General features: G+C 71.7%; 12 protein-coding genes. 2 read left to right on the top strand and 10 right to left on the bottom strand.

Going from position 1 to position 12,225, the window contains the following annotated elements; genetic code table 11:
- The first annotated feature begins 150 nt into the window (after positions 1–150).
- Both AB0F56_RS05990 and AB0F56_RS05985 read left to right on the top strand, forming a co-directional pair.
- A complete protein-coding gene (locus AB0F56_RS05990; protein WP_362005099.1) occupies positions 151–1,053 on the top strand; it encodes a hypothetical protein in 903 nt (300 codons plus the stop codon).
- The gene (locus AB0F56_RS05985) at positions 1,050–1,481 is read left to right on the top strand and encodes an ABA4-like family protein (RefSeq protein ID WP_362004509.1); all 432 of its coding nucleotides are present in this window, start codon (positions 1,050–1,052) and stop codon (positions 1,479–1,481) included. Before AB0F56_RS05990 ends, AB0F56_RS05985 begins: the two co-directional genes overlap by 4 nt.
- Positions 1,482–1,500: 19 nt before the next feature.
- Here the strand turns inward: AB0F56_RS05985 and AB0F56_RS05980 are convergent, their stop codons facing one another.
- The 10 genes from AB0F56_RS05980 to AB0F56_RS05935 all read right to left on the bottom strand — a co-directional run bounded on the left by AB0F56_RS05980 (position 1,501) and on the right by AB0F56_RS05935 (position 12,146).
- Positions 1,501–2,646, bottom strand: coding sequence for a winged helix DNA-binding domain-containing protein (locus tag AB0F56_RS05980; RefSeq protein WP_362004506.1), 1,146 nt, complete (start codon positions 2,644–2,646; stop codon positions 1,501–1,503).
- Positions 2,647–2,665: 19 nt separating this feature from the next.
- On the bottom strand, positions 2,666–4,054 hold the full coding sequence (locus AB0F56_RS05975; protein ID WP_362004504.1) for a cytochrome P450: 1,389 nt from the start codon (positions 4,052–4,054) through the stop codon (positions 2,666–2,668).
- Between the two features lie 212 nt (positions 4,055–4,266).
- A complete protein-coding gene (locus AB0F56_RS05970; RefSeq protein ID WP_362004501.1) occupies positions 4,267–7,095 on the bottom strand; it encodes a DEAD/DEAH box helicase in 2,829 nt (942 codons plus the stop codon).
- 82 nt (positions 7,096–7,177) lie between these two features.
- Positions 7,178–8,068 carry a diacylglycerol kinase gene (locus AB0F56_RS05965; RefSeq protein WP_362004498.1) on the bottom strand — a complete coding sequence of 297 codons (891 nt, stop codon included), beginning with the start codon at positions 8,066–8,068 and terminating at the stop codon, positions 7,178–7,180.
- 46 nt (positions 8,069–8,114) lie between these two features.
- Positions 8,115–9,074, bottom strand: a complete 960-nt coding sequence (tatC, locus tag AB0F56_RS05960; RefSeq protein ID WP_362004495.1) for a twin-arginine translocase subunit TatC — start codon at positions 9,072–9,074, stop codon at positions 8,115–8,117.
- 60 nt (positions 9,075–9,134) lie between these two features.
- A complete protein-coding gene (gene tatA / locus AB0F56_RS05955) occupies positions 9,135–9,416 on the bottom strand; it encodes a Sec-independent protein translocase subunit TatA (RefSeq protein WP_362004492.1) in 282 nt (93 codons plus the stop codon).
- A gap of 229 nt (positions 9,417–9,645) precedes the next feature.
- Positions 9,646–9,843, bottom strand: a complete 198-nt coding sequence (locus tag AB0F56_RS05950) for a hypothetical protein (RefSeq protein WP_362004489.1) — start codon at positions 9,841–9,843, stop codon at positions 9,646–9,648.
- Positions 9,844–9,878: 35 nt separating this feature from the next.
- Complete coding sequence (locus tag AB0F56_RS05945; RefSeq protein WP_362004487.1) at positions 9,879–10,142, bottom strand: hypothetical protein; 264 nt, start codon at positions 10,140–10,142, stop codon at positions 9,879–9,881.
- A gap of 73 nt (positions 10,143–10,215) precedes the next feature.
- Complete coding sequence (locus AB0F56_RS05940) at positions 10,216–11,172, bottom strand: WYL domain-containing protein (RefSeq protein WP_362004484.1); 957 nt, start codon at positions 11,170–11,172, stop codon at positions 10,216–10,218.
- Positions 11,173–11,189: 17 nt separating this feature from the next.
- On the bottom strand, positions 11,190–12,146 hold the full coding sequence (locus AB0F56_RS05935; RefSeq protein ID WP_362004482.1) for a WYL domain-containing protein: 957 nt from the start codon (positions 12,144–12,146) through the stop codon (positions 11,190–11,192).
- Positions 12,147–12,225: the final 79 nt, after the last annotated feature.

Raw genomic sequence — 12,225 nt, 5'->3', positions numbered from 1 at the left:
GCGACTCACCCATCATAGATAGTGGCGCTATCAGATAGCGGCGAGTGCCACTATCCATAATGCTCGGGACAACCCACGGGGGTACCCATGTCCTCACCCATGCCGCAGCTCCGCGAGCTCCACCGGCCGCTGCTCTGGTTCTCCGCCTCGATGGCGTTACTCGCGGTCGTCGCCCTCGGCGGCCTGATATTCGACGACCGGATTCTGGTCGGCGCCCCGATATGGGCGAAGCCGTTCAAGTTCGCGGTCTCGTTCGTCGCGTACTGCATGACGCTCGCCTGGATGCTCACCCTGCTCCCCCGCGGCCGACGGCTCGCCTGGTGGGCGGGGACGGTGGTCGCCGTGACCGGTCTCGGCGAGATCGCACTGATCACGATGCAGGCGATACGCGGCAGGCAGAGCCACTTCAACAACGAGACCGCCTTCGACGCCGCCGTCTTCCGGACGATGGGCCTCACCATCGTCGTCCTGTGGCTGGCCGCCCTGGTCATCGCGATCCTGCTGCTGCGCGCCCGGATCCTGGACCGCGCCACCGCCTGGGCCGTCCGCCTCGGCTCCCTGATCGCCCTCGTGGGCACCGCGATCGGCTTCGTCATGGTGCTGCCCACCCCCGAGCAGCGCGCCTCCGGGGACGACCGGGGGATCGTCGGCGCGCACAGCGTCGGCGTCGCGGACGGCGGCCCGTCGATGGCCGTGACCGGCTGGTCCACCACCGGCGGCGACCTGCGCGTCGCTCACTTCTTCGGCATGCACGCCCTCCAGGTGATCCCGCTTCTGCTGCTCGTCCTGGTCGCGCTCGCTCCGAGGTTCGCCCGACTGCGCGACCCGCGCGTACGACTCCGGTTGACGCTCGTCGCCTCGAGCGCCTACGCGGCCGTCCTCGCCCTCCTCACCTGGCAGGCCCTGCGCGGCCAGCCGCTGACGCACCCCGACGCCACGACCCTCACCGCCGCGGCCGTGATCGTCCTGCTCGCGGGCGCGGCGACCTGGACCTCCCTGCGGCACAGCGATGGCCGCACCGCACCCACCACGACCCCGGAGTCCTCCTCATGACCGGTTTCCTCTTCGAGCTCAGCTTCTACCTGGCCGCGCCCGTCTGGCTGCTGATGATCCTCGCCCCGGCCTGGCGGTTCACCGAGCGCCTGGCGGCCTCCCCGCTGACCGTCGTCCCGATCCTGGCGGTCTACCTGGCCCTGGCCCTGCCGATCTTCCCCGAGCTGTGGGCGGCGGTCACCAGCCCGGACCTGGACTCCTTCCGCGACCTGACGGCCGGGGCCAACGGGGCGGGCGCGATCTGGGCCCAGGTCATCGCCTGGGATCTGCTGATCGGCCAGTGGATGTACCGCGAGGCCCGCCGACTCCGCATCTCCCCCTGGCTGATGGGCCCCCTCCTGATCCTGACGATCCTCCTCTCCCCCATCGCCCTCCTCGTCTTCCTGGCCGTCCGCGCCACGAGGAGGCCGACTCCCCAGCAGACCTGAGGAGTCCGCCCCGACCACCTCACGTCCCGGGCAGCAACCGGGCCTCGCCGCCCGGGAGTTTGCTCCACCAGTGGTCGTAGCGGCGGTAGACACGGGGCTCGCGGTCGGCGAGGAAGGCCGTCAACGCACGGGCCTCCTCCGCGAGTCCCTCCCAGACCTCGTCCGGCAGGTCGTGGAAGGCGGTCGCCTCGATGCCCCCGTCGGCCGGCCGCCACACACCGGCGACGTAGCCGTCGACCAGCAGGGCCGGCAGCACGTCACCGTTCCTGCGGATGACTCTCGTGCGGTAGTCGGGCGGGATGATCCGCGACCGGTCGGCGTAGGCCAGCAGCGTGCTGTCCCACATGGCCATCAGCCGTGGCGGGGCGGGGGTGTCCTCGTCCGGGCGGGGCGCGCCCGGGATGTCGAACAGCTCCTCGCCGCCCGGGCCCTCCCCTCGCTCGAGCTCGTCGGTCAGCGTCTCCAGCACCCTCCTGACCCTGGCCCGCTGGACCAGGGCGAACTGCGCCATGTCCGCCGCGGACGCGGGCCCGAACCCCTCCAGGTAGCGCACGAGCAGCGTCCGCAGGGCGGCGTCGGACGCCTCCTGTGCCGGCAGCTCGGGCGGGTCCGGGGGCGCCATGTACGAGGGGCGTTCGCCGAAGGACCACGGCGGTGCGGTGGGCGCGTGCACCAGGGGCGTGTAGTGCCGCAGCGCCCACCACGCGCCGGACTTCGGCGCGGCCCCCACCCGCTCCTGGATCCAGGCTTCGTACTCCGCGCCCGTCCTGGGCCTGTCGGCGAAGGCCAGCAGCTCCGGGACGAGCAGGTCCGCGTCCTCGGCGGTCAGGCCCGAGGCCGCGAACCGGGGATCGCCGATCCTGGCCCCCCTCAGCAGCGGATGCACGGCCTCCCGGAAGGTGCGGAAGTCGTCGGCGTGGACGGCGTGCAGGGTGACCCGCATCAGTGTCGACTTGACGACCGTCCCCCGGGCGAACGCCGCGTCCAGGTCGGCGGGGTCGAACCCGGCGGTCCGGTTCCACAGCGCGAGGTACGGGGAGGCCGGCTGCTGGGCCTGCAGCGCGACCACCTTCCGTACCGCCTCGGCGGCACCGAGCCGCTCGCGCCGCAGCAGCGACTGCCGGGCCAGAGTGGAACGGTTGAGCCCCCGCGCGCCGATCTTCATACCGGCATCCTCCCGCATCTCACGAGCGGGCGCGGACCGTCGCCAGGACGTCCCGGTCGGGCTGGAGGGTCAGGCTCGGCACGGGGCGTATCTCCCCGGCCCCGAGGTCCAGGTCGAGCCGGAACCGCCGGGCGAGGACGGCGAGGATCAGGACGGCCTCGACCATCGCGAACCGCGTCCCGAGACAGGCCCGGGGCCCGCCGCCGAAGGGGAACCACGCGTACTCCGGTATCTCCTCGGCTGGCTCGCCCTCCACCGCGCCCCAGCGCTCCGGGCGGAACTCCTCCGGGTCCGCGAACCAGCGCCCGTCCCGATGGGTGGCCCACTGGCTGGACCACACGCGCGTCCCCGCAGGGACCGCCCGCCCACCGAGGGTCGCCCCCTCCCGGGCGCGACCGGTGATGAGCCAGATCGTCGGGTAGAGCCGGAGCGTCTCCTTCACCACGGCCTGGGTGTACGGCAGCTGGGCGTAGTCGTCGAACCCCGGTTCACGGTCGCCCAGGACCCGGTCGAGCTCCTCGCCCAGGGCGTCCCGCACCCGCGGGTTGTGGGAGAGCAGCTGCCAGGCCCAGACGAGCGTGGAGCTGGTGGTCTCGTGCCCGCCGATGTACAGCGTGACGGTCTCGTCGCGGATCTCCCGGTCCGAGAGGTGCGCGCCGGTCTCGTCCTGGGCGGCGAGGAGCCGGCTGAGCAGATCGGGCCGCTCCGTGTCGCCGCCGCGATGGCGGGCGACGACGCAGCCGACCTCGGCGTCGATGACGGCGACGGCCCGCTTGATACGAGCCCGCCCCGGGGTGGGCACCCAGTCGGGCAACAGGGCGCCGATCCCGCTGAACTCGGCACCGATCTCCTTCTGCGCCACATCCATGGCCCGGCCGATGGCCTCGGCGTCGGCGGCGGTGTCGACGCCGAAGATGGTGCGCACGGCGATCAGCTGGGTCAGCGCGGCCATCTCCTTCTTGATGTCGACCCGCTCCCCGTCGCCCCACCGGTCGGCCAGGCCGATGGCGCACTCGGCCATCGTGGCGGCGTAGGACCGCACCTGCTTGGGCCGGACGGAGGGCTGCACGAGGGAGCGCTTGCGCCGCCACTCGGCGCCCTTGGCGACGACCACACCGTTGCCCAGCAAGGTGCGGAAGGCGATGCCGAGGTCGGAGTGGTCGAAGGTGCTCTCCACCTCGGTGAGGAGTTCACCGATGGCGTCGGGGTGGGCGATGAAGAGCGAGGGACCCGACCCGAAGCGCCAGCTGACGAAGTCCCCGCGCTCGCGCATCCGCTCGAAGAACGCGAGCGGGTCCCTGCCGAACTCCGGCAGATTCCCCAACAGCGGTACGCCCCGCGGCCCCGGCACGATCTTCTGTCCGTCGGCCGTCTCGTCGACGGCGGCCGAACCGGCTTGCGTGGTCACGTGCGTCCCCTCCCAGCGGTGGTGCCCGGTGTGGTGCGGTGTCGAGATCCATGGAATCGGAGACGTCCGACACTCCGCCACCCCTGTGGACAACACCCTGTGGACAACACCCGCAAGATCCGGACAACCCACCCCCACCGCACAAGCCGAAGGGCCCGCAGCACGCCGATCCGGCGTCAACCACGGGCCCCTACAAGCGACTTGATGATGCGTCAGCCCACCGAGCTGTACGCCACCACACCCCTCAGCAGCGAGTCGACCGCCTTGCGGGCGTTCTTGGCGACCGTGCTGTTCTCCTTCGGCGCGGCGGCCGCGATCTGCCCCAGGACGTCGATGACCTGCTTGCACCAGCGCACGAAGTCACCGGCGGGCATCTCGGCCTCCCGCAGGACCTCGTCGAGCCCCTTGTCGGAGGCCCATTGGTAGGCAGCCCAGGCGAAGCCGAGGTCCGGTTCGCGCTGACCGACACCCTCCGCCTGGTTGATCTTGAACTCTTCCTCCAGGGCGTCGAGCCGCCCCCAGATCCGCACCATCTCACCGAGCGCCGCCTTGGCGTTCCCGGTGGGAAGCTTCGGCGCCACGGCGTCGTCGGACTGCCGGGCCTCGAACACCAACGCCGAGACGCACGCCGCCAGTTCGGGCGGAGTCAGACCCTCCCAGACCCGGTCGCGGAGGCACTCGCTGGCCAGCAGGTCGAGTTCGCCGTAGAGCCGGGCGAGCCGCTTGCCGTTGTCGGTGACGTCGTCGCCCCGCAGATAGTCGAGCTCGGTGAGGAGCGCGACGATCCGGTCGAAGGTACGGGCGATGGTGTTCGTCCGCCCCTCGATGCGCCGCTCCAGCTGCTTGGTGTCGCGCTGCAGCCGGTGGTAGCGCTCCGCCCAACGCGCGTGGTCCTCGCGCTCGTCGCAGCCGTGGCACGGGTGCGCCCGCAGCTCGGTACGGAGCCGGTTGATCTCGCGGTCGTCGGCGGCGGCCGAACGCTGCTTGCGGTGCCGGTCCGGATTCAGGTGCCCGGCCTTGGTCCGCAGCGCGGAGGCGAGGTCCCGACGGGACTGCGGGGAGCGGGGGTTGAAGGACTTCGGGATCCTCAGCCGCTCCATCGCCTCCACCGGGACCGGGAAGTCGATCGAGGCGAGCCGCTTGACCTGACGCTCGGCGGTGAGCACGAGCGGGCGGGGCCCGTCGTGGTGCTCGAAGCCGCGGTGGCCGTTGGTCCGCCCGGCCGGGATCCCCGGGTCGAGGACGAGGGCGAGCCCGGCGAACTTGCCCGTGGGCACGTGGATGACGTCGCCCGGCTTCAGCTTCTCCAGGGACGCGGCGGCCGCGGCACGGCGCTGCGCGGCGCCCTGCTTGGCCAGTTCGGTCTCCCGGTCCTTGAGGTCGCGGCGCAGCCGCGCGTACTCCTCGAAGTCCCCGAGGTGGCAGGTCATGCCCTCGCGGTAGCCCTCGAGGCCCTCCTCGTTCTTCTGGACCTGGCGCGAGATGCCGACGACCGACCGGTCCGCCTGGAACTGCGCGAACGAGGTCTCCAGCAGCTCGCGCGAGCGGTGCCGCCCGAACTGGTCGACCAGGTTGACCGCCATGTTGTACGAGGGCCTGAAGCTGGACCGCAGCGGGTACGTGCGCGTGCCCGCGAGTCCTGCCAGGTGGCCGGGGTCCAGACCCCGCTGCCACAGGACGACGGCGTGCCCCTCGACGTCGATGCCGCGCCGCCCGGCGCGCCCGGTGAGCTGGGTGTACTCGCCGGGGGTGATGTCGGCGTGCTGCTCGCCGTTCCACTTGACGAGCTTCTCCAGGACCACGGACCGTGCGGGCATGTTGATGCCGAGCGCGAGGGTCTCCGTCGCGAAGACCGCCTTCACGAGGCCGCGGACGAACAGCTCCTCGACGACCTCCTTGAAGGTCGGCAGCATGCCGGCGTGGTGGGCGGCGATGCCGCGCTCCAAGGCCTCAAGCCACTCGTAGTACCCGAGGACGTGCAGGTCCTCGGTCGGGATGCTGGCGGTGCGTTCCTCGACGATCTCGCGGACGCGCAGCCGCGCCTCGTCGTTGTTGAGCCGCAGTCCGGCGTACAGGCACTGCTGGACGGCGGCCTCGCAGCCGGCCCGGCTGAAGATGAACGTGATGGCGGGCAGGAGCCCTTCGGCGTCGAGGCGTTCGATGACCTCGGGCCGTCCGGGCGTCCAGATGCGGGAGCGCTGGCGGCGCTCGCGCTCGCGGTCGGCCTCGCGGACCATCTTGCCGCGCCGCCGCTCGCGCGGGTTGTACGTACGGGTGTTCTCGGTGCGGGCCAGGCGCAGCAGGTCGGGGTTGACCTCGCGGCGCGACGCGCCGCGGCCGCCGTGGTCGGTCTCCTCCTCGAACAGGTCGTACATCCGGCGCCCGGCCAGGACGTGCTGCCACAGCGGCACGGGACGGCTCTCGGAGACGATGACCTCGGTGTCGCCGCGCACGGTGTCCAGCCAGTCGCCGAACTCCTCGGCGTTGGAGACGGTCGCGGAGAGTGAGACGAGCGTCACCGACTCGGGGAGATGGATGATCACTTCCTCCCAGACGGCGCCGCGGAAGCGGTCCGAGAGGTAGTGCACTTCGTCCATGACCACGTATCCGAGGCCGCTGAGCGCCTGGGAACCGGCATAGAGCATGTTGCGGAGGACCTCGGTGGTCATGACGATGACCGGGGCGTCTCCGTTGACACTGTTGTCGCCGGTGAGGAGGCCGACCTTGTCGGGGCCGTACCGCTTCACGAGGTCGGCGTACTTCTGGTTCGACAGCGCCTTGATCGGTGTCGTGTAGAAGCACTTGCGCCCCTGGAGCAGGGCGAGGTGGACGGCGAACTCGCCGACGATGGTCTTGCCCGAGCCCGTGGGCGCGGCGACGAGCACGCCCTTGCCCGCTTCGAGGGCCTGGCAGGCCTCGATCTGGAAGGGGTCCAGACCGAACTCGTACATCTCGCGGAAGGGGGCCAGCGCCGTGGCCTGCTCGGCGTTGCGGGCGCGAGCGGCTGCGTACGCTTCGGCTGGTGTGAGGTCCTCTGTCATCTTGTTGTCGAGCCTACCCGCCACCTCTGACAGTGACGCGATCTTTAACGAGCGAGCGAAATCCGGCCCCCACGAAGCCGCGTCACGGCGCCAGCACCCGCAGCGCCCCCGGTACGCACTCGGCGGTCAGCGGCAGCGGTCCGAGCGGCTCGCCGTCCGCGTAGCCGGTGATGCCGGGGGCGTCGAGGGTGACGGACCGGACGCGGTGGACCGTGACGGCCGGGTGGTCGAGGTGGGTGCCCCGGTAGACCTTCGGGAAGACCTTGACCAGCGTCGTACGGCTGCACTCGCCGACGACGGTGACATCGAAGAGGCCGTCGTCCATGCGGGCGTCGGCGCAGATCCGCATCCCGCCGCCGTACGACGTCCCGTTGCCGACGGCCACCAGGGTCGCCTCGACCTCCCTCTCCGTACCGTCGCCGAAGACGAGGCGGTACGGGACGGGCCGGAAGGCGGCGAGCTCGGCGATCATGGCCAGGTCGTACTTGAACCGTCCGACGGGCAGCCGCATCCGGTTGCCGCGGTCGTTGACGCGCGAGTCGAAGCCGGAGGCGAGGACGGTGCCGAACCAGCGGTCGCCGACCCGGCCGAGGTCGATGTCGCGTCCGCCGCCGCCCTTGAGGAGTTCGGCGGTGAGCCGCCCGGCGGCCGACGGTCGGCGGACGGGCAGGCCGAGGGAGCGGGCGAAGTCGTTGCCGGTGCCGACGGCCACCACCCCGAGGGGCGTACGGGAGCCCGCCAGGGCCTGGAGGGCGAGCGAGACCATGCCGTCGCCGCCGACGGCGACCAGTGCGCCGGTGCCGCCCGCGACGGCCTCACGGGCCCGCCGCAGGGCGTCCTCCGCGTCGGCGCCGAGGACGGTACGGACGGAGAATCCGGCGTCCCGGAGCGCGCGAGCGGCCGGCTGCGCGGCGTGCGCGCCCCGGCCGCGTCCCGCGGTGGGATTGACGAAGAGGGTGATCTCGCTGGTCATGGGTGTCCCCCCCCCCGGAGGAGTCTGGGGGGAGGACCCTACAAGATCAGGTGACGTCGTCGTAACTGCCGGGACCGAGCGCCCTGCCGCCGTCGGCCTGCCCGGTGGACTGCTCCGGCAGGGCCCGGGACGCTCCGACGGGCTCGACGGCCCCGACGGCCTCGGGCGTGAGGTCCAGGCTGGAGGCCTCGTCGTCGTCCAGCTCGGCGTCCGGATTGTTGCGGGCCCGGCGTCGGTCGTTGAGGACCGAGACGCCGACCGCGATGAAGTAGAGGACGATCATCGGCCCGGAGAGGGCGATCATGCCGAAGGGGTCGGTCGAAGGGGTGGCGACCGCGCCGAAGACGAAGACGCCCATGATCACACCGCGCCACCAGCCGGCCATGCGCTTGCCGGTCACGACGCCGGCGATGTTGAGCATGATCAGCAGCAGGGGCAGCTCGAAGGCGACACCGAAGACGAGCACCATGCGCGTGGTGAAGTCCAGGATGTCGTCGAGCGAGACGAAGTTCGATGCGACGTCGGGCGTGATGCTGATCAGCACCTTCACGCTGACCGGCATGATCAGGTACGCGACGTAGGCACCGGCGGCGAAGAGGGGCACGGCGACGGCCGCGAAGTAGTACGTGTACCGCTTCTCGCTCTTGTGCAGGCCGGGCGCGACGAACGCCCACAGCTGGTACAGCCAGACCGGGGAGGCGGCGAGCAGACCCGCGAGCATGACCACCTTCACCGTCGAGGTGAAGGGCGACAGCACGGTCTGGTACGCGATGACGACGCAGCGCCCGCCGGTGTTGTCGGCGATCGAGGTGCCGGGCGGGCACTTCGGGACGGGCGAGGAGAGGAAGTCCATCAGCTGCTGGCTGAAGAACGCGGCCACGACCGAGGCCACGACCACCGCGAGCATCGCCTTGGCGACCCGGTTACGGAGCTCGCGCAGGTGTTCCACGAGCGGCATCCGCCCCTCGGGATCCTTCTCCTTCTTCGTGCGGGCAGGCTTGAGCAACCCACGTCCTCATCTCGTGCGGCAGGCCGGCATGCGGCGCGGCCTTGGGGTCGAACGGGGTCAGCGCTGCGTGGTGTCCGAGGGCTCGGTCACGGGGCGGGCGGAGGTGACGTCGCCGGGCGCGGCCTTGATGGTGCGCTGCGCGGCGGGCTGCTCGGCCGGCGGGTCGGCGGGGGCGGGCTGCTGGCCACCCTCGCTCTTCATCGCCTTGGCCTCGCTCTTCAGGATGCGCGCCGACTTGCCGAGGGAACGGGCCATCTCGGGGAGCTTCTTGGCGCCGAAGAGGAGCACGATGACAAGGAGGATCAGGCTGATCTCGAGGGGACCGATCTGACGGAACATAAGCGTGGTCTACCTTCTCATCGAGGCGGCTGGGATGGTGCTGGTGGTCGCCGCCCGGACTGGTGCCCGAACCCCGACCGTCAGCGATCGTAACGCGCACGAGTAAACGCAGGGCAATCCCCGTGCGTACACCCGTTTGCGGCCCGCACCTCTTGATCAGGGCCGCGCTCACGAGCGTACCCCGCGCCGCGCGGCGGGAGGAGAGCACTACCGGCCGCCGGACAGCCCCTCAGCGCAGCGCGCCGCCGGTCCGGGTCAGGTCCTCGGCGGCCCGCTCGAGCTCCTCGGCGGCGCGGTTGATGCGCTCCGTGGTGCGGGTCACCTGGCGGCCGAGCCGCTGGGCTTCGAGGAAGACCTTGATGCCGAGGACTCCGAGGACGGCGATGCCGAGGAATCCGAGGGCGATGGCGAGCATGGGCCAGAACATGGGGCGAGCCTAGACGGTGCGCGGCTGTCGGGACGTCAGACGGTGGAGTGCAGCCGCAGGGTGCGGACGCCGCCTCCGGTGAGGAGTTCGACGATCCGCTCACCGGCGGGCTTGCGGACGGAGCTGCCGCACTCGGGGCAGGTGAACGAGTAGAAGGTCGTACGGCTGCTGGCGCCGATGGCCAGGCGCAGGGAGCCCGCGGCGAGTTCGAAGCGGGCGCGGCAGTCGGGGCAGGCGGCCTTGAAGAAGACCGGCGCGATCGAAGCAGTCATTCCGTGCATCACGGACATATCCCTCATCCCTCTCGCCTGTCTCTCCCGTACCTCACGCCTGGCTCTCCGCCTTGCCTCACGCTCGCGTCTCCCCCGCCCCTCACGCCTGGCTCTCGTACGCCGCGAGCGCCGCGGCCGCCGCCTCCCGGGCGCTGTCGGCGAGGTCCTGCGGAGAGACGATGCGCCCGTCGCTGCCGAGCCGCAGCGCGAGGCGCCGCAGCGAGGCGGGGGCGGGGGTCCGCAGCGTGATCCGCAGCCCGCCGTCGGGCAGCTCGTCGGCCCGGTCGTGCGGGTAGTACTCCGCGACCCAGCGGCCGCCGGGACCCACCTCGACGACGACCTCGGGGTCCTCGGCGGACGGCTGGACCAGCCCCTCCGACAGGTCCCGCAGCTCGATCTCCGGCGGCGCGGACTGCTCGTCCAGGATCCGGATCTCGGCGACCCGGTCGAGCCGGAAGGTGCGGCGGGCCTCCGAGAGCCGGCACCACGCCTCCATGTACGTGTGCCCGACGGCGAACAGCCGGATCGGGTCCACCTCACGCTCGGTGAGCTCGTCGCGGGCGGGCGAGTAGTACCGCACCCACAGCCGCCTGCGTTCCGAGATCGCCCGGTCCACCTCGGCGAAGACACCGCCCTCGGACTCGAAGGTCACCGAGAGCCGCGCGCTCGCCCCGGCGACCTCACCGGCCGCCGTCTCCAGCTTGGCGGTGGCCCGCAGCAGGGCCTCCCGGTCGCTCTCCCGCAGCCCGGGCAGTGTCGCGACGGCCCGGGCGGCGACCAGCAGCGCCGTCGCCTCGTCGGCGGCGAGCCGCAGCGGCTCGGCGACGTCGTCCGGGTTGTGCCACCAGATCCGGTCGCCGTCCGTGTCGATGTCGAGCAGGTCGCCGCCGCGGAAGCTCGTGCCGCACATCGGCAGCACGTCGAGGTCCGAGATCAGCTCGTCCTCGGTGATCCCGAAGGCGCGGGCGACATCGGCGACATGCGCGCCGGGGCGTTCCCGCAGGTACGTGACGAGGGAGAGCATCCGCCTCGTCTGGTCGATCGCGTTCGCAGCCATGCTGTACGTCTCCCCCTTCAGCCCTTGGCCACGGCGCGCAGCCGGTCCACCACGTCGGCCCGCAGATCCGCGGGCTCGAGTACGACGACATCGGGACCGAACTCCACGAGCCAGGCGTCCAGGCCATGCCCGTACGGAATCTCCAGCTCGTCCCAGCCGTCCGCACCCTCCCGTACGGACTGGGCGCGGGCCCGCAGCGGGTAGCCGCTGCCGGCGCGCAGCCGGATCCTGGCGGAACGCGTCGCGGTCTCCCCGGCCCAGCTCTCGACCGTCTCGCGGACGGTGACGACGTCGGGCACGGGCGCGGTGAACGCGCCGGCCCGGGAGCGGACCTTGCCGGTGATCCGGGAGAGCCGGAAGACGCGCTCGGCGCCCCGGTCGCGGTCCCAGCCGGCCAGGTACCAGTGGCCGCGCCAGCACTCCAGGGTCCACGGCTCGACCTGGCGCGTCTCGGGCCGGGCGGCGGTGGCCTTGCGGTAGTCGAAGACGACCGGGCGGCGGTCGCGGCAGGCCAGCATCAGGGGCTCGAACGCGGTCTCGTGGACCGGGATGCGCGGTTCGAGGGCGCTGTGCTGGGCGTCGTACGAGTCCTCGGCCTCGGGCATGCCGGCGGCGCGCAGCTTCTGCAGGGCGCCGCTCGCGGCCCCGGCGAGCCGCGCCTGCTGCCAGACCCGGGCGGCCAGACCGAGCGCCGCGGCCTCCTCGGCGTCCAGGGTGATCGGAGGCAGGCGGTTGGAGTCGCGGCGGGCCAGATAGCCGGTCTCGCCCTCCAGGTTCTCGACGGTCTCGATGACCAGGCCGAGTTCGCGCAGATCATCCTTGTCCCGCTCGAACATCCGGTTGAAGGAGTCGTCCGTACCGGCTTCCATGTAGGCCTCGATGGAGCCGCGCAGCTCACGCTTGCTGAGCGGTCTGCGGGTCCCGAGCAGGCAGAGGGCCAGATTCATCAGCCGCTCGGCCTTGGCAATCGCCATCGACGCCCTGCACCTCTTCTGCCGGATTGACTTCGGGGACATCCGACCGTACCGCCCCGGGGTGTCGTGGCAAAAGCCG

Source organism: Streptomyces sp. NPDC026092, assembly GCF_040638605.1.
Taxonomy (GTDB): domain Bacteria; phylum Actinomycetota; class Actinomycetes; order Streptomycetales; family Streptomycetaceae; genus Streptomyces.
Note: the sequence above shows the minus strand (reverse complement) of the source record. Positions and strands in the feature narration are given on the sequence as shown.